Annotated in this window: 23 protein-coding genes and 2 pseudogenes; 15 read left to right on the forward strand and 10 right to left on the reverse strand. The window is 65.0% G+C overall.

The annotated features are described in order from the left end of the window. Positions 1-58: 58 nt before the first annotated feature. Together M8523_RS19795 and parE are read right to left on the reverse strand one after the other, a co-directional pair. On the reverse strand, positions 59-1,510 hold the full coding sequence (locus M8523_RS19795; protein ID WP_282586627.1) for a DEAD/DEAH box helicase: 1,452 nt from the start codon (positions 1,508-1,510) through the stop codon (positions 59-61). Positions 1,511-1,761: 251 nt separating this feature from the next. Next, positions 1,762-3,810, reverse strand: coding sequence for a DNA topoisomerase IV subunit B (gene parE, locus M8523_RS19800; RefSeq protein ID WP_282586628.1), 2,049 nt, complete (start codon positions 3,808-3,810; stop codon positions 1,762-1,764). 86 nt (positions 3,811-3,896) lie between these two features. On the opposite strand from parE, the gene recJ reads away from it, so the two are divergent. Then, positions 3,897-5,684 carry a single-stranded-DNA-specific exonuclease RecJ gene (gene recJ / locus M8523_RS19805; protein ID WP_282586629.1) on the forward strand — a complete coding sequence of 596 codons (1,788 nt, stop codon included), beginning with the start codon at positions 3,897-3,899 and terminating at the stop codon, positions 5,682-5,684. A 12-nt stretch (positions 5,685-5,696) separates the two neighbouring features. On the opposite strand, the gene M8523_RS19810 is transcribed toward recJ, so the two are convergent. Both M8523_RS19810 and M8523_RS19815 read right to left on the reverse strand, forming a co-directional pair. Beyond that, a complete protein-coding gene (locus tag M8523_RS19810) occupies positions 5,697-6,962 on the reverse strand; it encodes a Gfo/Idh/MocA family protein (RefSeq protein ID WP_282586630.1) in 1,266 nt (421 codons plus the stop codon). A 44-nt stretch (positions 6,963-7,006) separates the two neighbouring features. Next, positions 7,007-7,312 (reverse strand): hypothetical protein, encoded by a 306-nt coding sequence (locus M8523_RS19815; protein ID WP_282586631.1) that lies wholly within the window; start codon positions 7,310-7,312, stop codon positions 7,007-7,009. A 125-nt stretch (positions 7,313-7,437) separates the two neighbouring features. Between M8523_RS19815 and M8523_RS19820 the strand changes: the two genes are divergently transcribed. The 4 genes from M8523_RS19820 to M8523_RS19835 all read left to right on the forward strand — a co-directional run bounded on the left by M8523_RS19820 (position 7,438) and on the right by M8523_RS19835 (position 11,437). After that, positions 7,438-7,641: a hypothetical protein gene (locus tag M8523_RS19820; protein WP_282586632.1), complete on the forward strand. Its 204-nt coding sequence runs from the start codon at positions 7,438-7,440 to the stop codon at positions 7,639-7,641. A gap of 725 nt (positions 7,642-8,366) precedes the next feature. Further along, a complete protein-coding gene (locus M8523_RS19825; protein WP_282586633.1) occupies positions 8,367-8,567 on the forward strand; it encodes a hypothetical protein in 201 nt (66 codons plus the stop codon). A gap of 256 nt (positions 8,568-8,823) precedes the next feature. Beyond that, on the forward strand, positions 8,824-10,293 hold the full coding sequence (gene zwf / locus M8523_RS19830; protein WP_428350943.1) for a glucose-6-phosphate dehydrogenase: 1,470 nt from the start codon (positions 8,824-8,826) through the stop codon (positions 10,291-10,293). A gap of 91 nt (positions 10,294-10,384) precedes the next feature. Next, a complete protein-coding gene (locus M8523_RS19835) occupies positions 10,385-11,437 on the forward strand; it encodes an alkene reductase (protein WP_282586635.1) in 1,053 nt (350 codons plus the stop codon). Positions 11,438-11,493: 56 nt separating this feature from the next. Here the strand turns inward: M8523_RS19835 and M8523_RS19840 are convergent, their stop codons facing one another. After that, a complete protein-coding gene (locus M8523_RS19840; RefSeq protein ID WP_282586636.1) occupies positions 11,494-11,685 on the reverse strand; it encodes a hypothetical protein in 192 nt (63 codons plus the stop codon). Between the two features lie 139 nt (positions 11,686-11,824). Between M8523_RS19840 and M8523_RS19845 the strand changes: the two genes are divergently transcribed. The 3 genes and pseudogenes from M8523_RS19845 to M8523_RS19855 all read left to right on the forward strand — a co-directional run. Then, entirely contained in the window at positions 11,825-12,766 is a 942-nt protein-coding gene (locus M8523_RS19845) for an ATP-dependent DNA ligase (protein WP_282586637.1), read from the forward strand. A gap of 10 nt (positions 12,767-12,776) precedes the next feature. After that, positions 12,777-13,085: pseudogene (locus M8523_RS19850) on the forward strand (DUF1190 domain-containing protein); the annotation flags it as partial. Next, a pseudogene (locus M8523_RS19855) lies at positions 13,083-13,637 on the forward strand (lytic transglycosylase domain-containing protein); the annotation flags it as partial. The pseudogenes M8523_RS19850 and M8523_RS19855, both read left to right, overlap by 3 nt. 86 nt (positions 13,638-13,723) lie before the next feature. Here the strand turns inward: M8523_RS19855 and M8523_RS19860 are convergent. The 4 genes from M8523_RS19860 to M8523_RS19875 all read right to left on the reverse strand — a co-directional run bounded on the left by M8523_RS19860 (position 13,724) and on the right by M8523_RS19875 (position 16,542). Next, complete coding sequence (locus tag M8523_RS19860) at positions 13,724-13,942, reverse strand: hypothetical protein (RefSeq protein ID WP_282586638.1); 219 nt, start codon at positions 13,940-13,942, stop codon at positions 13,724-13,726. Between the two features lie 257 nt (positions 13,943-14,199). Next, on the reverse strand, positions 14,200-14,697 hold the full coding sequence (locus M8523_RS19865; protein ID WP_282586639.1) for a pyridoxamine 5'-phosphate oxidase family protein: 498 nt from the start codon (positions 14,695-14,697) through the stop codon (positions 14,200-14,202). Positions 14,698-14,800: 103 nt separating this feature from the next. Then, positions 14,801-15,991 (reverse strand): formaldehyde dehydrogenase, glutathione-independent, encoded by a 1,191-nt coding sequence (fdhA, locus tag M8523_RS19870; RefSeq protein ID WP_282586640.1) that lies wholly within the window; start codon positions 15,989-15,991, stop codon positions 14,801-14,803. A 182-nt stretch (positions 15,992-16,173) separates the two neighbouring features. Next, on the reverse strand, positions 16,174-16,542 hold the full coding sequence (locus M8523_RS19875; protein WP_282586641.1) for a hypothetical protein: 369 nt from the start codon (positions 16,540-16,542) through the stop codon (positions 16,174-16,176). Positions 16,543-16,778: 236 nt separating this feature from the next. On the opposite strand from M8523_RS19875, the gene M8523_RS19880 reads away from it, so the two are divergent. The 7 genes from M8523_RS19880 (at position 16,779) to M8523_RS19910 (ending at position 23,715) form a co-directional block, all read left to right on the forward strand. After that, positions 16,779-17,681: a LysR substrate-binding domain-containing protein gene (locus tag M8523_RS19880; RefSeq protein ID WP_282586642.1), complete on the forward strand. Its 903-nt coding sequence runs from the start codon at positions 16,779-16,781 to the stop codon at positions 17,679-17,681. Positions 17,682-17,810: 129 nt separating this feature from the next. Continuing rightward, positions 17,811-18,893, forward strand: a complete 1,083-nt coding sequence (locus tag M8523_RS19885) for an ABC transporter ATP-binding protein (protein WP_282586643.1) — start codon at positions 17,811-17,813, stop codon at positions 18,891-18,893. A 17-nt stretch (positions 18,894-18,910) separates the two neighbouring features. Continuing rightward, positions 18,911-20,026, forward strand: a complete 1,116-nt coding sequence (locus M8523_RS19890; protein WP_282586644.1) for an ABC transporter substrate-binding protein — start codon at positions 18,911-18,913, stop codon at positions 20,024-20,026. Positions 20,027-20,084: 58 nt separating this feature from the next. Continuing rightward, on the forward strand, positions 20,085-20,924 hold the full coding sequence (locus M8523_RS19895) for an ABC transporter permease (RefSeq protein WP_282586645.1): 840 nt from the start codon (positions 20,085-20,087) through the stop codon (positions 20,922-20,924). Then, complete coding sequence (locus M8523_RS19900) at positions 20,921-21,724, forward strand: ABC transporter permease (RefSeq protein ID WP_282586646.1); 804 nt, start codon at positions 20,921-20,923, stop codon at positions 21,722-21,724. The genes M8523_RS19895 and M8523_RS19900 overlap by 4 nt, the downstream gene beginning before the upstream one ends. A gap of 10 nt (positions 21,725-21,734) precedes the next feature. Beyond that, complete coding sequence (locus M8523_RS19905; RefSeq protein WP_282586647.1) at positions 21,735-22,727, forward strand: fatty acid desaturase; 993 nt, start codon at positions 21,735-21,737, stop codon at positions 22,725-22,727. Positions 22,728-22,872: 145 nt separating this feature from the next. After that, on the forward strand, positions 22,873-23,715 hold the full coding sequence (locus M8523_RS19910; protein ID WP_282586648.1) for a sugar phosphate isomerase/epimerase family protein: 843 nt from the start codon (positions 22,873-22,875) through the stop codon (positions 23,713-23,715). Between the two features lie 70 nt (positions 23,716-23,785). Here the strand turns inward: M8523_RS19910 and M8523_RS19915 are convergent, their stop codons facing one another. Beyond that, a complete protein-coding gene (locus M8523_RS19915) occupies positions 23,786-25,057 on the reverse strand; it encodes a dihydrolipoyl dehydrogenase family protein (protein WP_345894270.1) in 1,272 nt (423 codons plus the stop codon). Positions 25,058-25,222 lie beyond the last annotated feature (165 nt).

Raw genomic sequence — 25,222 nt, forward strand, 5'->3', positions numbered from 1 at the left:
GCGCTGCGGATCAAGGTCTTCCCAGCTACCGTGGCACCTCAGTCATGAGGTGCCACCACTACTGAGCCTTCGCCCGAGGAAGCTTCACGGGCCGGAGCAGGAACGAAGGAACGTGATCACCCAATCCCACGACGGCCACATCGTCATCTTCCGACGCGTGTCGGTAGGAGCGCGGAGCTTCGGCGCGCGGCGGACGCGCGACTTGCGGCTGGGGTGACGAAGCCGGACGCCGTTCGGCCGCTTGTGGCGCGGGGCGCCGCTCAGGGGCGGGCACACTTGCCGAGGAAGATGCGCCCCGGCTCTGCCGCCGGCCGCCTCTCTCGCGATCCCGACCCCGGTCACGCTCGCGCGGCGCTGTTTCCACGGCCTCGCCCTCGCCGACCTGGTCGAGTGTCTTACCGGTCCAATCGATCTTGCGCTCGATCAGCTTCTCGATGTCCTCGATGTAACGGGTGTCGGAATGCGTCACGATCGACAGCGCGGTCCCAAGACGTCCCGCACGTCCGGTGCGGCCGATACGGTGGACATAGTCTTCGGGATGCGTCGGCACGTCGAAATTGAAGACGTGACTGACTTCCGGAATATCGAGGCCGCGGGCTGCCACATCCGAGCAGACGATGAGACTGACATCGCCGTTGCGGAACGCGTCGAGCGAGGCCATGCGGGCGCGCTGGTCCATGTCGCCATGCAGCGAGCCGACCGAGAACCCATGCCGTTCGAGCGACTTGGCGAGCAGCGCGACGTCGCGTTTGCGGTTGGAAAAGATGATGGCGTTCTTGAAGTTCTCGGCGTCGCGGATGAGGCGGCGCAAGGTTTCGCGCTTGGCGGCACCGGGTCCTGAGGCGACAAGACCCTGGGTGATAGTGGGCGTCGTCGAGGCCGCTCGGGCAATCTCGATGCGGATCGGGTTCTGCAGGAACTGTTCGGTGATCCGGGTGATCTCCGGCGGCATGGTGGCCGAGAAGAACAGGGTCTGCCGCGTGAAGGGCACGAGCTTGCAGATCTTCTCAATGTCCGGGATGAAGCCCATGTCGAGCATGCGATCGGCTTCGTCGATCACCAGAATTTCGATGCCGGTCAGCAGCAGCTTGCCGCGCTCGAAGAAATCGAGGAGTCGGCCTGGCGTCGCGATCAGCACGTCGACGCCGCGCATGATCTTGGTTTCCTGTTCTCCGAAGGCGACACCGCCGATCAGGAGCGCGACGTTGAGCTTGTGGTTGGCGCCATATTTGATGAAAGCTTCCTCGACCTGGGCGGCCAATTCGCGGGTCGGTTCCAGGATAAGGGTGCGGGGCATGCGGGCCCGAGCGCGACCCTGTTCGAGGCGGGACAGCATGGGGAGCGTGAAGGCCGCCGTCTTGCCCGTGCCGGTTTGTGCGATGCCAAGGATATCGCGGCCTTTCAGGGCGTGCGGGATAGCTTCGGCCTGAATCGGCGTTGGTGTCGTATAGCCGGATGTCTCCACGGCTTGGACGACCTTGTCACTTAGTCCGAGGTCTTGAAAACTCATATGTCGCTATTCTGGCAAAGCCGAGCAAAACGGCGCGACCCTCCGTGGGTGCGCTTCGCTTAAGGCCGACCTGATGCACATCCGCCAGCCATGAGGCGCGATATTCTCAACGCCGTCGCGTTTGACATAAGTATTATCGGCTCAAAGTCAATAAAATCATTGACCCGCCCTGGCTTTCGCGCATCGAAAGTGGAGCAATCGTTAAATTTGCAACGCATCGGTGGCTTGATCGAGAGGGTGACGTGCCCTCGTCAGAGATCAACCAACGCCGCGGCGGCGGGTGCCCGTTCCTGGATGAAGGCAAAACGCGCTTCCGGCTTGTTGCCCATCAGGCGCTCCACGGCAGCGGCCGTCGTATCGTCTCCCTCTTCATGGACCACCATCACTTTGAGCAGAGTGCGCTTCATCGCATGCATGGTGGTGTCGCGGAGATCCTGCATGGGCATCTCGCCCAGGCCCTTGAAGCGGCTGATCTCCACTTTGCCCTTCATGGCGCGGATGAGACGCTCCTTGTCGGCGTCGTCGCGCGCATAGACCGACTTCGTCCCCTGCGTCAGCCGGTAGAGCGGCGGCACCGCGATGAAGAGATGGCCACCCTGGATCAGCTTCGGCATCTGGCGGAAGAAATAGGTGATGAGGAGCGAAGCGATATGTGCCCCATCGACATCGGCATCCGTCATGATGATGATCTTGTCGTAGCGCAGGTCCGTGTCGCGATATTGCGAGCCGGTGCCGCAGCCGAGCGCCTGGGCGAGGTCGGCGAGCTGTTGATTGCCGGCAAGCTTGTCCTTGGTGGCGCTGGCCACGTTCAGGATCTTGCCGCGCAGCGGCAAGACAGCCTGGCTCGCGCGGTCGCGGGCCTGCTTGGCGGACCCGCCCGCCGAGTCGCCTTCGACGATGAAGAGTTCCGACCCCTGCGCGGCGCTATTCGAGCAGTCGGCGAGCTTGCCGGGCAGCCGGAGTTTGCGCGTCGCGGTCTTGCGGGCCACGTCCTTCTCGGCGCGGCGCCGCATGCGTTCGTCGGCCCGCTCGACACTCCAGTCGACCAGTTTCAAGGCTTGCGAAGGCGCCGACGCCAGCCAATGGTCGAAAGCGTCGCGCACTGTCGTGTCGACGATCCGGGAAGCCTCCACGGTCTGCAACCGGCCTTTGTTCTGCCCCTGGAATTCCGGCTCGCGGATAAACACCGACAAGAGTCCGGCGCAGTTCAGCATCACGTCGTCGGCCGTGACGGCCGCGAAGCGCTTGGTTTGGCCGATGCGCTCGGCATGGTCCTTGAGGCCGCGCAGCAACGCCGAGCGCAGCCCCGTCTCATGCGTGCCGCCATTGGGGGTCGGGATCGTGTTGCAATAGGAATGAACGAAACCATCATCGTCGGCCAACCAGGCCACTGCCCATTCGACCGAGCCGTGACCACCGGGTTTCGTGATCTTGCCCGTGAAGAACTGGTCGGCCACGAGGGTCCGGCCCTCCGTGTCCTGGGCGAGATAGTCCTTGAGTCCAGCCGGGAATTTGAATGTCGCCTCGGCTGGCACGGACGTGCCGGCGATGAGATCGGGTGCGCAATGCCAGCGGATCTCGACGCCGCCGAACAGATAGGCTTTCGAGCGCGCCATCTTGAACAGCCGCGCCGGGCTGAGCCGCGCCTCCGCGCCGAAGATCGTCACATCCGGCTTGAACCGGATACGGGTGCCGCGCCGGTTCGCCACGCGGCCCGCCGTCTCCAGCGGCCCGAGCGCGAGCCCGCGGGAAAAACTCTGACGGTAGAGCATCTGCCCGCGCGCCACTTCCACGTCGAGCCGCTCAGAGAGCGCGTTCACCACCGAGACGCCGACACCGTGCAGGCCGCCGGACGTCTGATAGGCGCCGGAATCGAATTTGCCGCCCGCATGCAGCGTCGTCATGATGACTTCGAGCGCCGATTTGCCGGGGAATTTCGGGTGCGGGTCGATCGGGATGCCGCGCCCATTGTCGGTCACGGTGACGACATCGTCCTTCTCCAACGTCACTTCGATGAAGGTGGCGTGGCCGGCCACCGCCTCGTCCATGGCATTGTCGATCACCTCCGCGAAAAGATGATGCAGCCCCGCCTCGTCAGTGCCACCGATATACATGCCGGGGCGGCGGCGGACGGGTTCAAGTCCTTCCAGCACCTCGATCGAAGCGGCTGTGTAGCCGGCCTCGCCCGGCGTGCCGAGCGCAGGCTCGGCGGCCTTACGGGCGCGCGCCGGCGGCACGGGCCGCACGGGCACCGCCTCGCCTCCGTCCCGATCACCTCCGAACAGATCACTCTCGTCCATCACATCCCACTCGATGACATTCGCAAAATCGACTATGCCACAAGTCGTCTCATAACCGTGAACAAATCAGAAACAAACAGCCAGCCGTGATTTCAGGCCTGCCCTTCCTCAATGTCGACCGCTCCTTCCTCGGCGCCGCATGGCGCGCGCGTCTCGATCCGGCCGGCCAGACCCACGCGCTGGCACTGGCGCAGCATCACGGCCTGACTGACCTTTTGGCTCGGGTCCTCGCGGGGCGAGGCGTGACGGTCGAGACTTGCCAGGGCCATCTGCAACCGACCCTGCGCGCCCTTATGCCCGATCCCGACACGATCGTCGACATGCCGGTCGCAGTCGACCGCCTGGCCCGCGCCGTGACGACTGGCGAGACGGTCGCGATTTTCGGCGATTACGATGTGGATGGCGCCACATCGGCGGCGTTGTTGGGCTCGTTCCTCCGACGCGCCGGCCTCCATCCGCTCATCCACATCCCGGATCGAATCACTGAAGGTTACGGCCCGAACGAAGCCGTCATCGGCCGGCTGGCCGCGCAGGGCGTGACCCTGCTGGTGACGGTTGATTGCGGCACCGGCAGTCCCGGCCCGCTCGCGGCCGCCAAAGCGCTCGGGCTCGACACGGTCGTCATCGATCACCACCGCGCCGCCTCGGCCCTCCCCCCGGCGGTCGCCATCGTCAATGCCAACCGGCAGGACGACCTGTCGGGGCTCGGCCACCTCTGCGCCGCCGGCATGGTCTTCATGGTGCTGGTCGCGCTGTCGCGACGGCTGCGGCAGCAGGGGTTCTGGGCCGGACGACCCGCTCCCGACCTCCTGGCCGACCTCGACCTCGTGGCGCTCGGCACGGTGGCCGACGTCGTGCCCCTCACCGGCCTCAATCGGGCCTTCGTGACGCAGGGACTCGCGGTGATGCGCGATCGTGCCCGGCCCGGTCTGCGGGCGCTCTTCGATGTCGCGCGGGCGGACGGCCCCCCCGCCGTCACCCATTTGGGCTTCCTGATCGGTCCCCGCATCAACGCCGGCGGCCGCATCGGCGATGCGGCGCTCGGAGCACGCCTCCTGATGACCGAAGATCCGGTGGAGGCGAGCCGCATCGCTGAACAATTGGACCGCCTCAATCGCGAGCGCCGTGTCGTCGAGGGCGTGGCGGTGGATGAGGCGGAGGTGGAGGCACTGGCGGCCGTCAGCGAGGCGGCGTCCGACGGGCGTACGATCGTCTGTTCGGGGGAAAGCTGGCATCCGGGCGTCGTCGGCCTCGTGGCCTCACGTCTGCGGGAGCGCTTCAACAGGCCGGTCTTCGCGCTCGCGATCGAAGGCAGCCGCGCCACGGGCTCGGGCCGGTCGATTCCCGGCGTCGATCTGGGCCGCGTGGTTCAGGAGGCCGTCGAGGCCGGGCTCCTGATCAAGGGAGGTGGCCACGCCATGGCGGCCGGGGTGACGCTCGATGTGGAGCGGATCGCGGCCTTCCGGGCCTTCCTGGATGACTCGATCGGCAGCGCGGTCGCGCGGTCGCGGGCCGAAGCTGCGCTTCACATCGATGCCATCCTGACCGCACGAGCGCTGACGGCCGAGTTGGTCGGGACGCTCGACGGGGCCGGCCCCTATGGCGCCGGCAATCCGGAACCCGTCATCGTCTTTGCCACGCATCGCCTCAAGGCCGTGCAGCCGGTCGGGACGGATCACCTGCGGCTGACGGCCGAGGCGGCCGATGGCTCGCGCTTGACCGCGGTCGCGTTCCGGGCCGGCAGCACGGCCCTGGGGGACGGATTGCGCGCCGCTCTCGGCCGACCGGTGCATCTCGCCGGCACGCTGTCGGTCAACCGGCACGGCGGCGGCGGTCGCGCCGAGCTTCGCCTGATCGACGCCGCCCTGGCTTAGGGTCGTTAGGGCCTATTCGTCCGACAGAATCGGGCCACGCGTGGCATCCACGGTCTCGACGGGATCGAGTTTCACCGGCTGTCCCGACTCGGCCGATCGATAGATCGCCTCCATCAGCTTATGGTCCTGCACCCCTTCCTCACCCGGGGTCCGGGGCTTACGGCCGGTTCGCACGCATTCAGCCATATGGTCGATTTCGAGCGCGAACTGGTTCTTGGCCGCGAGCCGGCGCTCGTCCACCGATTCGGCCTCACCTTCGCGATGGGCCACCGTGAGGCGGTGACCGGTATACGCGAAGGCATTCTCGAAATTGACGCTGGCGCCGGGCGCGTGCAGCCCCATGCGACGCGCCTCATGCAGGCCGTAACTCGCAAAACAATTGGCGATGAGCCCGCTCGGGAAGCGCAGCATGAAGGACACGCTTTCCTCAACCTCGCCGAAACGCTCGTCGTTCGGCGCGCTCCAGGTGCGGCCGAAGATCTCGATGGGTTCCTCGCCCGACATGAACCGCGCCCCGTTCAGGCAATAGAGCCCGATATCCGGCAGCGCGCCACCGCCCGCAAGCGCCTTCTTCAAGCGCCATTGCTGGGGCGCCGCCATATTTTGCGTGTTGATGGCATCGATCAGTCCCACAGGTCCGAACGGCTTCTCGCGGACGATCTTCTGCACCGCGCGATTGTGCGGCTCATACTGCGACCGATAGGCGATCATCAGAGTGCGGCCAGCCATTGCGGCTGCATCGACCATAGCCTGCGCGTCGGCCGACCCCGTCGCCATCGGCTTTTCGCAGAGCACATGTTTTCCGGCCCCCACGGCGCCGATCACGTATTCCTTATGCAAGGCATTGGGCGTGACGACATAGACGATCTGGATGGCCCGATTGCTCCTGAGCGCCTCGAAATCCGTGTAGCCGTAGATCGATTGAGGATCGACGCCGTATTGCGCCGCAATGAGCTTCGCCTTCTCGGGCGTGCCGCTTACGAGACCAACGAGCCGCCCCTGTTTGGCTTCCGCGAAGGCCGGAAGTATTTCCTCGAGCGCCAGTCGCCCAAGGCCCACGACCGCGAAGCCGATCCGTTCGTTCAGAGGGAGCGGATTGGGGGGCCCACCGGAGGGTCGCTCCGTGGTCGCGGTCCAGGATGGAAACGTGACCTTTCCCTCCGCGACCCGACCCGAATCGATTTCCGGCGCACTCGCGGCTGGCGTCGACGCCCAAGCCGCGCCGGCAAGAGCCCCCGCGCTCACCTGTATGAACCGACGCCGTTCGAGCTGCGACATGAGCGAACCTCCGTTGTGCCTGAGACTGCGATATGAGTCGGCGTTCAGTTGATCTTCCGCACGCCATTCGCCATCATCGGAGCGCTTTTGGATCCATTGGCCTTTCCGGCTCCGGTGCTCGGCTTGAGTGCACTCGGGCCGCGCGGCAAAGGGCCGCCGGTGGCGTTCGGCGTGCCGGCGCCGGTGCTTGGCGCAAAGCCGCTACTCCCTCCGGGGGAGTTCGGACCGATGCCGATCGTATGGCCAGGGGCCGTCTGGGTTGAGAGGGCGGTTTGAGCCGATGCTGCGGAAATCGCCAACCCCGCGAAGAGCGAGAAAGCGGAACCGAGAAGACAGGCGAGAGATTTCATGATGCATCCTTGAATGGATGCAGCAGCAAGTCCGCGCGGCGGCCAATTGTTTCATGCCGTGACTGCGGCCATGATCCGCACCAAGACGGCCGAAGCTTATTTTCCCGGGCAAATGGAGTGTGACGATGAACGAAACCGATAAGATCGTGGCCGCCATTTTGGCTGCGGCGCAGACGGCAGCTGACGGGCACAACAAGGTGGACAGCTATGTCACCAATTATAGAGCGATGCTGAGCGCGCTGACGGAGGCGTCACCGACCACGCCGGCGGCCGGGCGCGGCGACGATATCGGGACGCGCTTTCAGATGCGGAGATCCAACAAGGAGTAACGGCAGCATCGCCCGATGGTGCCACTTCGACAATTCTCGAAGTGGTCGGGCATGCCGGCCACGTCCCGTATTCGTGGCCATGCTCCGGGCGGAAGGCCAAGCGACGTTCGAGGTGAGGCGTTCGTCGTCCACAAGGCGGCGGCGCTCACTCGTCATGCCGGCATGGATGCGGCAATACGTCATTCGCCTTATACGCGGCGGCACTCATCCGTGGTTTGCTGACCGCGTTTCAAACATCCCTTACTCGTTCATCGATTAAACGACAAAACTGGCGTCCCCGCCTCAGGGCGGGGCGCCTTCTTCGCGTTGTCGCCGCTCGCCGGCCCCCCTGAATCTGGTCAACGAGGAAGCGGCGCCAGAATCATGCGGCCGACCGCCATTCTCCTCCATTTGGGGGATGCATGTCCTTCGAGCCGAATGGTAGTTTCATGTTGTTTTAAGGAATTCATTTCGATCACCGGCTTCGACCCCGCCTGTCGCAAGACCGGCGGGGTTTTGCACGGATGGGCGGGCGAACGATGGCTGTTCCCGAGTTGTGCGAGGGTGAGGGGATAGGCTCGCGGGTCCTCTCCAAGGTTTCATGTTTTTCGCCGAACCGGCACCGTTTCACACCTCCGGCTGCGGCGCTTCACAGTTTTCGTATCGGTCTCCGTAAAGGTATCGCCATGCATCTCGCCACACTCTTCGCCGCTTGGCCCTTCAGCCCTCGAAACACGGAAGCTCGCGTGCTTACCGACGCTGATGCGCTGATGAAAATCTGGGGCGACGCAGCCCACAAGGTGGCCGCGAACCTAGCCTGGCGCGAGGATATCGGATTGATCAAGGTCTCGGAGCCTGGACATTGGACACGCGTCACCCAGGAGATCGGCCGCCGGCTCCACAGCAATGACATTCCCGCCGTCGATATGAGCCTTCGGGCGGCCTGATTGCGGGACGGCACAACGGCTGCGACCGCAGCGCCTCTTTCGCCGTTTGCACGCCTCTCTGACACGAAGCGGTTGTTGCCTGCAGCCCGGAGCCTCGATCCGCCTAAATTTCGAGCTGACGGGTCACAGATGTCTTAACCCAGCCTGCAGAAATGGGTGTTAAATCCGCGATGAGGTTGAGCCGTGGATCGCCGGACCGCCCTGTCGGCCGACGCTCGCGGGACCGTTTGCGGATGTTGGTTTCATCATGCAGGACATGCGTTTGAAGAAGTCGGCCCGTGGGGTTGGGCCGGGCTATCCACAGGTCGTCGTTCTCGTGGGAGCCACCGGCGACCTGGCCCGGCGCAAGCTTCTGCCTGGACTGTTCCACCTCTCCCGCTCCGGCTTCATTCCCGGCTGCCGCATCATCGGCGTCTCGCTCGACCAGCACGATGTCGAAGCCTTTCGGACCTTGGCACGCGGCGCTCTCGACCAGTTCTCGGCGCGAAAAGCCACCGAGGCCGAGTGGGCTGCGTTTGCCGAGAGCCTCGACTACGTGCCGCTGGGCGCCGGTGCCGCGGCCCTCAGAGCAGCCGTCGATCAGGCGCGCGCTTCGTTTTCCGGCGAGAGCCGGGTCATCCACTATCTCAGTGTTCCACCGGAAGCAGCACTCCCGGCCGTCCGCCTCCTCGCCGAGGCCGGGATCGCCGACGGCGCCCGCATCATCATGGAGAAACCCTTCGGGACGGACCTCGCGAGCGCCGTGACGCTCAACGAAAAGCTGCACGAGGTATTTTCAGAAGACCGGATCTTCCGCATCGATCATTTTCTCGGCAAGGAGCCGGCGCAGAACATTCTTGCGTTTCGCTTCGCGAATGGCCTCTTCGAACCGATCTGGAACCGCAACTTCATCGATCACGTGCAGATCGACGTGCCGGAGACGCTGGGCCTCAATCAGCGATCACGCTTCTACGAGGCGACAGGCGCCTACCGCGACATGGTGGTGACACATCTGTTCCAGATCCTTGGCTTCATGGCCATGGAGCCGCCGACCTCCCTCGAACCCGCGCCGATCAGCGAGGAAAAGAACAAGGTGTTCCGGTCCATGCTGCCGATCGACCCGGCAAATGTCGTGCGGGGCCAGTATGTCGGGTATCGGTCGGAAGAGGGCGTCGATCCGGAGTCGGAAACCGAAACCTTCATCGCGTTGAAGTGCTGGATCGACAATTGGCGATGGGCCGGCGTCCCGTTCTTCCTGCGCACCGGCAAGCGGCTCGCCGAAGGGCAGCGCATCATCTCGATCGCGTTCCGTGAGCCGCCGAAGAGCATGTTTCCGGCGGGCTCGGGCGTCGGCGCTCAAGGGCCCGACCATCTCACATTCGATCTCGCCGATGCCTCGAAGATGTCGCTGTCCTTCTACGGCAAGCGGCCCGGCCCCGGCATGCGGCTCGACAAGCTGAGCCTGCAATTCGCCATGAACGACACGGGCCTGATCGGCGATGTGCTCGAAGCCTACGAGCGCCTGATCTTGGACGCGATGCGGGGGGATCATACGCTGTTCACCACCGCCGACGGCATCGAGCGGCTCTGGGAAGTCTCGGTGCCGTTGCTCGAGTCGCCGCCGCCCGTCCGCCTCTACCAACCCGGCTCCTGGGGACCGAAATCCATCCACCAGCTCGTCGCCCCCCACGCGTGGCGTCTGCCCTTCGAGCGGGCCTGGCGGGGAGCAAAGACGCCAGGAAGCTAGAGTTCCTGGCCGGCGGCAGCGAACCCTTGACGCAGTGCAGCAGAGCCCTTTTAAGGTAAAATATCGAACTTACCTTGAAAGGCACGCTGTAATGCCAGATCTCTTCGATCCCCTGATTGCGGGTGATTTCCACCTGCCCAACCGGATCGTGATGGCTCCGTTGACCCGTTGTCGTGCCGGCGGACGTATTCCGAACGACCTCATGGCCAGCTATTACGAACAGCGGGCGTCCGCCGGCCTCATTCTCTCGGAAGCCACGAGCGTGACCCCGGAAGGCGTCGGCTATCCCGACACGCCCGGCATCTGGTCCGAGGCGCAGGTGGAGGGATGGAAGCGCGTCACCGATCGTGTTCATCGCGCGGGTGGCCGCATCGCCCTCCAGCTCTGGCATGTCGGACGCATCTCGGATCCGGTCTACCTCGGCGGCGAGAAGCCGGTGGCACCCAGCGCCATCGCGGCCGCCGGCCATGTCAGCCTTCTGCGACCCATGAAGGCCTTCGAAACACCTCGTGCGCTGGAAACCTCCGAGCTCGTCCGCGTCGTGGAGAACTATCGGCGCGGCGCCGCCAACGCCAAGGCCGCGGGCTTCGACGGCGTCGAGGTTCACGGTGCAAACGGCTACCTGCTCGACCAGTTCCTTCAAGACAAGACCAACCAGCGTACCGATTCCTACGGCGGCTCGATTGAAAATCGGGCCCGGCTGATGCTCGAAGTGGCGGATGCCTGTATCGACGTCTGGGGCGCGGGGCGCGTCGGCATGCATCTCGCGCCCCGGCGGGACGCGCATGACATGGGCGACTCGACGCCGCTCGAAACCTTCGGCTACGTGGCCCGAGAACTCGGGAAGCGAAAGATCGCCTTCATCTGCGCCCGTGAGCATCTGGGCGAGGATCGGCTCGGGCCGCAACTCAAGAAAATTTTCGGCGGCGTCTACATCGTCAACGAGAATATCAGCAAGGCTGCCGCTCAGGCGGCTCTCGATGCCGGCGACGCGGATGCGGTTGCGTTTGGGAAGTCCTTCATCGCCAACCCCGACCTGCCGGCACGCTTCAAGAAAGACGCGGCCCTGAACGAACCCCAGCCGGCGACCTTCTACGCGTCGGGACCAGAGGGCTATACCGACTACCCGGCGCTGGCGGCCTGATCGTCAATTTTGCAGGGGCGTCGGCTCGACGCCCCTGTGATTCACGACAGCGATCGTCACAGACTTTGATTTTCGGTGGAGGGAAGATCGCTTGGTTCAGGCGTGTCGTCAAAGCGCACGCGAGCCAAGGTCGCGATCTCGCTGAGGATCGTTGTTACAGCGGGTGGCACCCCAGCTTGGTTGCTCGCTGTCTCCGCGAGTTCACGGATTTTCTGCAGGACGGTGTCGAGATCATCGTGAGCTTGCATGGCGGCACTCCGAATTCCGTTTGAACACCGGTCGCGCGGTTAGGTTCCGTCCGCCGCTCCGGACAATGCCGCGGCTTCACGGTTCCTTGAGGCCTCGCGCCCATGCTGCTGGAGTTTTCCGCCTGGAACCCAGTACGGCATGCCTCGCCCCGTCCTCCCGCATGCGGGCTATGTCGCGCCCATGCTGCCGACCCTCGTCACGCATCCGCCCGAGGGGGATGAATGGGTGCATGAGATCAAGTTCGACGGTTACCGGACGCAACTCGCCGTGCAGGAGCGTGTGGTCCATGCCTATACGCGCAACGGACACGACTGGACCGCGAAATATGGGCCTGTTGTCGAGGCGGGACGCGACCTGCAATGTCGCTCGGCGATCCTCGATGGTGAATTGTGTGTCCAGAGCGAGGCGGGGCTCACGAGCTTCAAGGCATTGCGCCGTGCGATCACTTCGGCACCCGACCGTCTCGTCCTGTTCGCTTTCGACCTGTTGGAGCTCGACGGGCATGATCTGCGGACCTTGCCGCTGAGAGAGCGCCGCCGGCACCTGAAGGACTTGCTGGAGGCGACATCCTCGCCCCGTATTCTCTTCAGCCCTGAGCATCTGGGCCAAGGCCCGGCCTTTTTCCGCGCCGCCGACAGCCATGGACTGGAAGGCATCGTCTCCAAACTCGCGGACAGCCGCTACATCGGCGGCCGCAGCAAGGCGTGGCTGAAGATCAAGAGTTTCACGATCGCCGATTACGGCATATTGGGCATCGAGCGTTCGGCCGCCGGCCATCCGGTGGCGCTTCTCGCGACACTCGGCAAGCATCCGAGCTATGTCGGGGATGCCGTCGTGACGCTGAAGCCGAAAGAGAGGGATCGCTTCTGGTCGCGCGTCGAGAAACTAGGCACGCCACGGGCGCGCCTCGGCGGTGCTCTCGCCAAGCGCCGCGCTTCCTGGGTGAGCGAGGGCCTCGTGGCGCGGGTCCGGCACCTGCGCGGGGAGGACAAGCTCCGGCACGCCACCATCCAATCGATCGGGCCGAAAGGCGAGCCTACCGACGAGCTCGATGCCGAGCGTCATCCGCGCGACGAATAGGCGCAATGTGATGGTCATAAGGGGCCGAGCGGGTTTTCGGCAGCTCTTCGTCGCGGTGGCTCTGCTTCTGCTCGGGCACCCTGCCCTCGCGCTGCCGGGACGCCCGTTCGCGACCGAAATCGCCTGCGAGAAGGCCAAAGCCTACGATGTCGCGACCTGCCGCCGCGCCTTCGCGATGGCGCGCGCCGACTATGTGGCGCACACACGTGCTTACCGAAACCGGGCCACCTGCTACCGGGCGTTCGGCCCCTGCATGCCCTGGCCGCTTGGGGCCGGGGCTTTTGCGCAGTTCCGGCCGCAATGGATGGGGATCGTGATGGCTGGCGTCGGCGGAGACGCGACCGCGGCCCCCCTGATCGCAACGGGCCGCATCAAATTGTCGTTCACGCCCCGGCCGCTCAACGGGCCGCTACCCGTCGAAGTTGCGGGCGAGACTGGAGAACCCAGCCGTCCAGGACCGCAGCCGAAGGGCGCCCTGTGCCGGCAGATCGAAGCGATCGCGGCCAAGGAACACCTCCCATCCGGATTCCTGGCGCGATTGTTGTGGCAGGAAAGCAGTTTCCGCACCCAGGTGGTCAGTCCGGCCGGTGCCCTCGGCATCGCGCAATTCATGCCCGAAACCGCCCAGGAACGCGGGCTCAACGATCCCTTCGATCCCGAGCGCGCGATCGCGACTTCGGCCGCCCTCCTCCGGGACCTCACGCGGCGCTTCGGCAATCTCGGGCTTGCGGCGGCGGCCTACAATGGCGGCCCGGCGCGCGTCACGGGATGGCTGAAGGGCCGCCGCACGCTGGCGCCGGAAACACACGACTACGTGCAGCGGATCACGGGTCGGCCGATCGAAGATTGGGCGGCCCGGTCCAATGTCGATGTCCCGCTTGTCGGCACCCCGATATCGTGTCCGGACCTGGCTGGTCCCGTCGCTGGATCCGCCGCGCGCTGACGGTGGCGTGAGAGTTAGGAGGCGTCACTCTCGATCGGCTCGTTATAGCCGACGATGCCGCTCGTGTCGTCGGCCAGCGCGAGGTAGAGCCCACCCGCTTGGATCAGAATGACCTGACCGTGCTGATCGTGCCGGCCGATCACGGCAATGATGTCGCCCGGGAGGATCTGCTTTTCCGCAAGCTCGGTTTCCAGAATGGCGAATCCAACCTCATCGATGTCTTTGCGCTGCATGGCGAGGCTCCTTGAGGTGAGGTAAAACGAAGGCTCCGGCATGAGGGAACCCGTCGCCCTAGGCCCTGAGACACGATACCGGTGGTACCGCGGTTCGTGCAGGCCACATCCCATCCTGCCTGCGGCGCGACACGCCCAATCCGGACCTGTTTCGAGGGGCGCCGCCCATTACTTCGTCCATATGGGGGACAACCCGCGTCGGACGGTCGGGTTCGGGCAGAAAGCTGGAAATCCTCATCGATCCCGGCAGTTTCGCATCAGGCGAGGTCGACCGTGCCGATCTCGCCTGCCCGTGCCGGCTGGCCGGTAGCGACCGCCTTAAGGTAACCGAACGCATAGACAAGCGCGCTTGTCGGCGTGTCCCAATATTCGGCCCGCTCCGCATGCACCCGGATCATGACGACATTCTCATCGCTCGGCCCGCCAGGGAACCAGGCGCGGTAGATCTCGCTCCAGTTCTTTGTGACGGTGGCGCGGTCCGCCACGATTTCGGCCCTGCCGTTGATCGAGACGAAATGCTGCTGTTTCGGGTCGGCGAAGCTCACGAGGATCTGCGGATCCGTCTCGACCTCCTTGACCTTGCGCGAGTCTTTTTTCGTAAAAAACCAGAGATCGCCGTCGCCCTCCACAGAACGATAGGCCATCGGGCGCGCATGCAGCGGCGCACCGTCCCGGCCTCGCGTGATGAAGAGGGCGTAGTCCATCCCCTCGATCAGCTCCAGAACCTTTCGCCTGCCGGCCACGTCGTCGGTCATTGATATCCTTGCGGTGAACCGCCCTTCGAGGGCGATCCCCGTTGTATACGCCCGGAGAGCCCCGGTCAGACCGTCGCCTTGCGGCGGAAGCGCGCGCGGCTCCTTAGGCGGCCTTCGCCACGAGACCGTGCGGGTCGAGCACGTATTTGGCAGCCGCACCCTTGTCGAAATCCTCGTAACCTCTTGGGGCTTCGTCGAGCGAAATGACCTGGGCGTTGACGATTTTGGCAATCGGCAACCGATCGTACAGCAACGCATTCATGAGCTGGCGATTGTAGCGCACCACCGGGGTCTGCCCGGTGTGGAACGACAGCGCCTTGGACCAGCCGAGGCCGAAACGCAGGCTGAGACTGCCCTGTTTGGCAGCCTGTTCGGCAGCGCCCGGATCGGCGGTCACATAGAGGCCCGGAATGCCGACCGCGCCGCCGGCCCGGGTGACCTCCATCATCTGGTTCAGGACAACCGCTGGCTGCTCGCCGCCAGCATGCCCGCGCGCTTCGAATCCCACAGCATCGATCGCGGCATCGACCTCGGGCACGCCGACCACTGCGGCCACGAGTTCCCCGAGCTTGTCGTGCCGGCCGAGATCGATCGGCTCGAAGCCGACCGACTTCGCGTGGGCGAGGCGCTCGGCATTGAAATCGCCGATCATGACGACCGCCGCCCCCAGCAGCCTTGCGGAGGCCGCAGCCGCCAGCCCCACGGGTCCGGCCCCCGCCACGTAGACGGTCGAACCAACGCCGACGCCGGCTTTGACGGCGCCATGAAAGCCGGTTGGAAGGATATCGCTCAGCATCGTCAGATCGCGGATCTTCGCCATGGCCCGATCGCGGTCGGGGAACTTCAGCAAGTTGAAGTCGGCATAGGGCACCATCACGTAACGGGCTTGGCCGCCGATCCAACCGCCCATATCGACATAGCCGTAGGCACCACCCGGACGGGCATGGTTGACGTGAAGGCAGACACCCGTGTCGCCGTCCTTGCAAGTCCGGCAGCGCCCACATGCCACATTGAAGGGCACCGACACGAGATCGCCGACGTCGAGCATCTCGACATCAAGCCCCTTTTCGATCACCTCGCCGGTAATCTCGTGACCGAGCACGAGTCCGGCGGGTGCGGTGGTCCGACCTCGGACCATGTGCTGGTCGGAGCCGCAGATGTTGGTCGACACGACCTTCAGGATGACGGCGTGCTCGATGCGCCTGCCGTCGGGACTTTGCAGTTTCGGATCGGCAATATCCTGGACCTCGACCTTGCCGGGTCCGATGTAGACGACGCCACGATTGCCACTCATTTGCGCTTCTCCCTTTATGATTATGCACGGAGAAGTGTGAGCGGATGGATGGCCGCGGCTTGGTCAGATGCGACCGCAGCTAAGCGGCCGACGTCGCATTCGATCTGAGATGAGCGGGTCGGCTATATTTTACCGACGGCCAGCCGAGATCCTCGGTCTCACGAACAGTCGAGGCTGGTGTCTCAGCGGCCGAACATCGGACGTCGCGGCAGGGTCGGAAACGGATCGGAGCGGTCGTCGCCGAACACCTCCTTCGACGACCAGGCCGGCTCTTCGGGCGGTACGGTTCGGGCCGTCTCGCTTCGCAATTCGACATTGGCCGGACCCGTGGCGCCGCTGTCGCGGCAGGCGCGACAGAAAGCGAGCCGGCCGAGATCGCCAAAGGTCGGCACGGCCGTGAGGTCGGCCAGTTGCGGCTCGTCGAGCACAGTGGCCTCGCCGCAGTCGTTGCAGACGATCGTGATGCGCCGGAAGGACGACAGCGGCTTGCCGGCATCGGGATGGGTGCCGCCAACCCCAGTGACGGATTCAGAAAAAGGCACGCGCTTCATGCGGTCTCCCGGCTGAGGTCACGTCTCTCACGACTCGCCGCGCTGCGCCAGCCGTCGTTTTCGTGGACGTCACAGCTCTTTCGAAGCGCTTCTCATCGACCACAGAGCCGCTACACTCGTGTGGCAAACAGTTGGAGACCGGGCGATCCTTGCACAAGATCCAGCATCCTTCCATCGGCCCGCGACTCTGCATGACGCGTGAAGGAATACACCCTTCCGGCCCCAGTTAGCCTTCCTTGCGCCTTCCCTCCACCCAGGCCCTGCGCGCCCTCGAGGCCTTTGCCCGCCACGGCAGCGTGTGGCGGGCTGCCGAGGAACTGAACCTCACCCGCAGCGCCGTAAGCCATCAATTGCGGCTGCTCGAACAGGATCTCGGCTTCGACGTCCTCAAACGCGCCGGCAAGGGCGCGACGTTGACGCCGCAGGGGCGCCGCTACGCGGTGGATGTCCGCAAGGCGCTCACGCTGCTCGGTGACGCGGCGGTGCAATATGGTGAAAAGGGCATCCGGGGCGCACTGACCTTGAGCTGCACGCCGGGCTTCGCCTCCTTCTGGCTCTGCACTCATGTGGCGGAGTTCAAGCAATTGTACCCCGACGTGGCCCTGCGCATCGTCACACCGGCCCGACTCGACGATGTCAACGCCCCGGAGGTCGATGCCTTCATCGCCTATGGCGATGGAAATTGGCCACGTTGTTCGGTGGAACTGCTCAGTGCCGTCGAATTCACCCCGCTCTGCAGCCCTGTGCTCCTGAACCAGATCGGCGGCCTCGCCGAGCCGCGGGACGTCTTCCGCGCCCTGCTGCTGCACCTCAACGATCACGACGACTGGGTCCGCTGGTTCGCGGCCGCCGGTCTCGCGCCGGGCAATCTCGAACAGGGCGTCGTCTTTTCCGACATGAACCTGGTTCTGGCCGCCGCAAGTGCCGCGCAAGGAATTGCCATGGGGGATGAGCTGACCTGCCGCCAGGCGCTCGACACGGGCCGCCTCGTCCGCCCCTTCGATCTGGCGATCCGGTCGAACCGGGCTTACTATTTCGTCGCCGAAGACCGCCGCAGCGCCAATCCCGCCATTCACGCCCTCTCGGATTGGCTGAAATCGCGGCTGGCCCAGACCGCTCCGGTGCTCCGTCCAGCTTAGAAAACCGGCAGTTGCGCCACAGAATTCGGCAGTGCCGTGAAAGAAATTGCCGCAACCCTTGAACGATCTTCGTTTGTCGTGAGCGAACCACGCCAGTAACATCTGATCGAGGACTGGGAGCGGGACGGAGTGACGACGCGGGCTGTCGGATTGAAGGCGGAGGGGATCGGCAAGGCCTTCGGGTCGTTCCGGGCGCTCGACAATATCTCGCTCGACATCGCACCCGGCGAATTCCTGACCCTGCTGGGGCCGTCCGGCTCCGGTAAGACCACGTTTCTCATGATCTTGGCTGGTTTCGAGAAACCGACAGTCGGGCGGCTGACGAGCGAGGAGACCGACATCACCACACGGTCGGCCGAGGCGCGTTCCTTTGGCATGGTGTTCCAGGGCTATGCGTTGTTCCCGCACATGAGCGTGGAACAGAACGTCGCCTTTCCGCTCCAGGTCAGGGGAGTTCCGCGCGAGGAGATCGCCAAGCGCGTCGATGCGATGATCGCGCGCGTCGGTCTCGTCGGTCACGAGAAGAAGCGGCCCGCGAAACTTTCCGGGGGGCAGCAGCAACGCGTGGCGCTCGCCCGGGCGCTGATCTTCGAGCCGCCGGTTCTGCTGCTCGACGAGCCGTTCTCGGCGCTCGACAAGCATTTGCGCGGGCGCATGCAGGACGAAGTGAAGCGCCTGCACGGCGAGTTCGGCACGACCTTCGTGTTCGTCACCCATGATCAGAGCGAGGCGCTCTCGCTGTCGTCGCGCGTGGCGATCTTCAACCACGGGGAGTTGCTGCAGATCGCGACCCCGCAGGCGATCTACGAGCGGCCCGAAAGCCGTTTCGTCGCGGAGTTTCTCGGCGAGATCAATCTCCTACCGATCGAGCGTGTCGGCCATTGCGCGGCCGGCACGAGCGGTCTGTTCGAGGGACATGCGATCAAAGCCCCAAGTCAGGACCATGCGGCGGCGACCGGTACGCTCGCGATCCGGCCGGAACATATGTCGGTTTGCGCCACCCGACGGGGAGACCACAACGGCGTGGCGGCTTGCGTGACCGGGACTACCTATCTCGGCGCCGCCATGCGGCTTGCCCTTGCCACCTCGGGCGGGACCCGGCTGAGTGTCACCTTGCCCATGGAGGCCGCCGCCGCCGCCCTGTCCAAGGGGCCGGATCTGTGGGTCACATGGCCGGCCGACAAGGGCTTTCTTCTTCCCGAACCGCATTGAACCCAAGGAGCACGTGCGTGAACGACGCTTTCCAGAAAGACTGCCTCGAACTCCTCGCCGACCAAGTGGAGCGGGGCGCGTTGAGCCGCCGCCGCTTCACGCAACTCGCCGCCATGGTCCTGGGCGGAGGCCCCTTGGCGCTTCAGGCCGGCGGGGCACGGGCGGCCGACAAGCAATTGGTGCTGGTCAATTGGGGCGGCGACGCTCTGAAGGCCTACGACAAGGCTTACGGCCAGGCCTTCGAGAAGGCGACCGGCATCACCGTGAAGGAAGACGGCACGGGCCCCACCGAGGGGGCCATGACGGCGCAATTCAAGAGCGGAAAACCGACCTGGGACCTCGTCGACGCCGACCCGTTCTCGGCCATCTCGCTCGGCAAGCAAGGCATGATCGAACCCATCGACTATGCGATCGTCGACAAGTCGAAGATGCGGCCGGGCTTTGCCTGGGACTATGCGGCATCGACCTATTTCTTCTCCTACATCATCGCTTATGACGCACAGAAATTCGGCAAGAACCCGCCAAAGAGCATGGCGGATTTCTTCGACACCAAGACATTTCCGGGCAAGAGGTCGCTCTACAAATGGGGCACCGGCATGTGGGAAGCGGCCCTGCTGGCCGACGGTGTCGCACCCGAAAAGCTCTACCCGTTGGACCTCAAGCGCGCGCATGACAAGATCGCGGCCTTCAAGGACAATGTCGTCTCCTACTGGGGCGGCGGCGCTGAAAGCCAGCAGGTGATGTTGAGCGGCGATGCCTCCATGGGCCTCATCTGGTCGACCCGGGCGTCGCTGCTCGACAAGGATCCGGGCGGCCAGGTCAAGTTCATCTGGGACCAGGGCCTTATCTCGCCGGGGTCGCTGGCCGTGATCAAGAACAATCCGGGCGGCAAGGACGCCGCGATGAAATTCATCGCCAGCACGTCCGATCCGCAAAAGCAGCTCATCATGTTCGACATGCTGGGCCAGGGGCCGGCCAATCCCGCGACCGACGCGCTGATCCCGGCCGATCAGAAGAAATACAATCCGGTCGACCCCGCCAACATGAAGGTCCAGATCCCACTCGACATGCCCTGGTACGCCGACAATTACGGCGCGGCGCTCGACACCTACACCAAGATCATCTCGGGCTGACAATCGACGTCTCTTCTCCCGCCGGCGCGGGCGAAGACCTCTTGCACGAAGCCGTTCCATGCGACTGCGCACACCACAGCTGACCCAGATCCTGTTCACCGCCCCGCTGCCGGTATTGCTGCTGCTCGTCTACGTGATCCCCTTCCTTGGCATCGCGCGATGGAGCGTGACGATGCCGACGCTCGGCCTTGGGCAATACGAGAAGCTCGTCGGCGATCCGCTCGTGCTCTCGGTGCTGGTGCGCACGGTCCGGATCTGCGCGACCGTGACGGCGCTGTCGGTCGCGGCCGCCTACGCGATCGCCTATGTCTGGGTGCGGGGAACACGGTGGCAGCAGCGGGTCGCGGAACTCTGCATCCTGGTGCCGTTCTGGATCTCGGTACTCACCCGCGCCTTCGGGTGGCTCGCCCTGCTTTCCAACCGCGGCCTCATCAACACTTGGCTGCAGGCCGCGGGCCTCATCGACAGTCCGCTCAGCATGGTCCGCAACGAGGCGAGCGTGGTGGCCGGCATGACGCATGTGCTGATCCCCTTCGCGGTGTTTCCGCTGGCCTCCGCCATGCGGGCCGTCGACGAACGGGTGCTGCTCGCCGCGCGAGGGCTCGGCGCATCGCGCCTGCGGATCTTCTGGTCCGTCTTCCTGCCGATGACGGCGCCAGGCGTGATTGGCGCGGCCTTGATCGTCTTCGTGTTCACGCTCGGCTTCTTCGTGACGCCCGCCATTTTGGGCGGCGGCCGCAGCATCATGATGGCCGAACTCGTCTATCTGCGCATGTTTCAGAGCCCGGATTGGGGGCTTGGCGCGGCGGTCAGCGTCATGCTGGTCGTTGTCGTGATGGGGTTGATGGCCGCTCTGTTCCGCTTCGCGCGGCCGGCCCTCATGGGAAGCGCGCGATGACGCTTCAGCGCCCCGGGCCCGCGGCCCTGACCCTTGCGACCGGCGTGGCGCTGTTTCTCCTGCTGCCGCTCTTGGCCGTGGTGCCGATCTCCTTCACGCCCGCCCGTTTCCTCACCATGCCGAACGGCACATGGTCGCTCCTCCACTACCGCGACCTCATCGACAATCCGGATTGGATCGCCGGCATCCTGCTGAGCCTAAGAATCGGGCTCGTCACGAGCGTGATCGCGACGGGGCTCGCCCTTGCGTTCGCCCTCGGCGTATGGATGTACCAGCCGCGCTTTGCGGCCGTGCTGGTCGGCTTCGTGCTGCTGCCCATGATCGTCCCGCCGGTCGTCTCTGCCATGACGCTCTATTTCCTGCTCACCGGTCTGTCGCAGGTCTCCTCCCTGGTCGGATACGACACTTGGCTCGGCGTCACCCTGGCCCATGTGGTGATGACGGTGCCGTTCGCGGTGGTGTTGATCTTCGTGGCGCTGGCCCAAGTCGATCGCCGCATCGACCTCGCGGCGCGCGGGCTCGGGGCGAGCGTCCTGCAGCGCGCCTTCCGGATCATTCTGCCCAACATCCGGTTCGGCGTGCTGAGCGCGGCCCTCATGGTCTTCGTCCTGTCCTGGGAGGAGATCGGCGTGACGCTGTTCATCACCAGCGTCAACGCTGTGACGCTCCCCCGTCTCATGTGGATGGGCGTGCACGACAATATCGATCCCGCCATCGCCGCCCTGTCGGTCGTGCTGATCGTCATCACAACCTTGGTGCTTCTGGGCCGCATGGCCTTGCAGCGCCCCGAAACTGCCTGAGGATCTGACCATGGATGAAGTGTTCGGCCGCCGCGATATGATCACGCCGGCGCGTCTCAAGGACCTAAGCGCCAAATCGGATGCCGCCGGCTTCGTGCAGCTCGGAAGCCATCTGGGCGCGATCGCGCTGTCCGGCGCCGCGCTGATCTACACCTGGGGAAGCTGGTGGGCCGTGCCGGTCTTCGTGGTGCACGGCACGCTCCTCAACTTCCTCTACGCCGGCCAGCACGAGATGAGCCACTGGACCGTATTCAAAACCAAGAAGCTCAACGAGATTTTCGGGCGATTGTTCGGCTTCGTCCTGTTCTACCCGCGCGACTTCGACCAGATCCAGCATTTCGCCCACCACCGCTACACGCAGGACTGGGAGGGCGATGGCGAACTCGCGCGGGACCGCTACTCGCTCACCTCCTATCTCCTCTGGGTGCTCGGCCCGACCTATTGGTACACACGCGCCCGCCGCATCCTGCGGTTTTCATTCGGCATCGTCAGCGAGCCCTACATCCCTGAGAGCCGCAAGCCGGAGGTGATCCGCGAGGCGCGCTGGCACCTGGCCGGCTATGCCCTCATCGCGTTCGTGTCGGTCCTCACGGGAAGCTGGTTGGCCCTGCAGCTCTGGCTTCTGCCGATGCTGGCGCTGAAACCCGTGCATCAATTGCAGAACACGATTGAGCATCTCGGCCTGCCGCATGTCGACACGATCACCGAGAACACCCGCTCGACCCGCACCAATGCCGTGATGCGCTGGATGGCGTGGAACATGCAGTACCATACCGCCCATCACGCCTTCCCGGGCGTGCCCTGCTACAAGCTGCCGGAACTGCACAAGACGATCTTCGTCGAGAAGGGCCGCAAGCCCCAAGCCATGACCTATCTCGGCTTTCAATGGGCCGTGGTGAAGGCCTTCTGGAACGGCCGGACGGAGGCCGATTATTCCGACGACAAGATCTGGATCAGCGACGACACGGATCTGGAGCCCGTCGCACCTCGGGTGCGGGCGTGACCACTGATGCCTTCCTTCTCCCGCTACGCGGGAGAAGGTGGCGCGGCAAAGCCGTGACGGATGAGGGGCAACGCGGCGCCGGGAACTCCCTCATCCGACCTTGCTTCGCAAGGCCACCTTCTCCCGTTCACACGGGAGAAGGGACGTGAGCCTTCGCGTCTATCAATCTCTCTGGGCCACCGAGCTCCGCCGTCCGGGAACCCCCGAGCGTCCCATCCCCGAACGCTTCGATCGTGTCCGCGACGCGGGCTTCGACGGCATGGCGGTCGACCTCGGGGCGATGGATCTCACGGCGGCCCGCGCCACGGTGCCGGACTTCGTCCGCACTGGCCTGCGCGGCCTGCTCACCGCCTTTCCGACATCGATCGAGGAGCTGCGCCCGGCTCTCCACCTCGCCAAGGACATCGGATCGCCCTTCGTCATCGTTGTCGGTCAGGTCATGCCGCTTGGCGTGGCCGACATGGCGGAGGTGATCCGCGCGTGGCTGCGGATTGCCGCTGAAGAGGGTGTGCCGCTGCAGTTCGAGACGCACCGCAACTGCATCACCAACGATCTGTTTTCGACGCTGCTGCTGCTCGATCTCATCCCCGAAATGCGCCTCAGTGCGGATCTCTCGCATTATGTCGTCGACCGCGAGATGATGCAGCCCATCACTGCCGCTTATCAGGATTACGTCACACGCATCCTGACCAGAGCCGACAGTTTTCAGGGCCGCGTCGCCAACCGCTGCCAGGTGCAACTGCCGCTCCACTTCCCCCAACACCAAGTCTGGATCGACACGTTCCGGGCGTGGTGGCGCCGGGGTTTCGCGCTGTGGCAGGCGCGGGCGGAAGCCGCCGACGATTGCATCTTCCTTTGCGAACTCGGGCCGCGTGACTATGCCATCACGGATGTGAACGGCGAAGAACTGTCGGACCGCTGGGAGGAAGCGCTGATGTTGAAACGCTGGGCGCAAGAAGACTGGGCGGCCGCTTCCCTTCTTCTCTGAAGGGACGATGCCTGCATCATGGAGCATCGACGGCATCCGACCATCTCTCGGCGGGTGCGCGTTGTTGTCGTCACGGGTGAGCGCTGAAGCCGGTTCCGAAGAGCATGTTCAGCCCCTCGGACATGGTCGGATGCGCCAGGATGCCGTCGCGCAAGGCGGTGTACGGCAGGCCGGCCAGCATCGCCATCTGCACGACCGCCAGGACCTCGCCGGCCTGGGCTCCGAGCATCGCGAAGCCAAGGATCTGATCGCTGTCCGCCGCGACGACGGCTTTCATGAGCCCGGTCCGTTTCGAAAGGGTGCGGGCGCGGGGGACCACGTCGACCGTTAGTCGCGCGACACGATAGGACATTCCCGAGCGCTCGGCCTCGCCCTCGCTCAGGCCGACGCGGGCGAACTCGGGGTCGATGAAGAGGCATGACGGGATCAGGCGCCCCTTCGTGGTCCGGTCGCCGCCCGTGATGCCGCTCTTGGCCACGCGGTAGTCGTCGAGCGAGACGTGGGTGAACATGGGGCTGCCCGCGACCTCGCCCAGCGCCCAGACGTCGGGCGCCGACGTCCGCAACCGCTCGTCGACCTTGATGAAGCCGCGCCCGTCGAGGTCGACGTCCGCGACCTCCAGGCCGATATCGCGTGTCATCGGCTCGCGGCCAGCGGCGACCAGAAGGTGGGACCCCGACAGACTTCGGCCGTCGAACAGGGTCACCGTGACGTGGTCGCCGGAGCGTCCCTCGACCGCGACGATCTCGGCACCCATGGCGAGGTCGATGCCATCGGCGACGAAGAGGTCCCGGATCGCCGCTGCAATATCGTCATCCTCGCGTGCCACAAGACGCGGCCCGCGCTCGATCAGCGTGACCGCGCTGCCGAGCCGCCGGAAGGCCTGCGCCATTTCGAGGCCCACGTAGCCGCCGCCGAGCACGATAAGATGGGTGGGGAGGACATCGAGCTTCAGGGCCTCCACGTGGGTCAGGGGGCTCGCCTCGCGGAGGCCGGTCACCGGCGGGATCGCGGCGCGGGTGCCGAGGTTCAGGTAGATGCGCTCGCCCGTGAAACGTCGGATGCCTCCTGCCGTCTCGACCTCGATCACCCGGGGGGCGACGAAGCGGCCCCAGCCGATCACCAACTCGAACCCGCTCGCCGCGAAGGCGCGTCGGTTGAAGTCGACCATGTCCGCGACGACCTCGGCCGTGCGCGCCGCGACGCGGTGCATGTCCACATGTAGGTCGCCGGCTTTAGTGCCGAAGAAGCCGGCATGCCGGACCGTCTCGGCGACCTCGGCGCTGCGGACCAGGGCCTTGGTGGGGATGCAGGCGATGTTGATGCAGGAGCCACCGATCATGCCGGCCTCGATGACGGCGACCCGCTTGCCGCCTTTGCCTGATCCATCGCCAGCGTCTTGCCGGCTTTGCCGCCGCCGAGGATGAGAATGTCGTAAGCGTCGATCTCGGTCATGGTGCCTCTCTTGCGCTTATCATGGTCGTGGAACCGCGCCCGCCGCTCAAGA

Source organism: Lichenifustis flavocetrariae (assembly GCF_026130545.1).
GTDB classification, from domain to species: Bacteria; Pseudomonadota; Alphaproteobacteria; order Rhizobiales; family Beijerinckiaceae; genus Lichenihabitans; species Lichenihabitans flavocetrariae.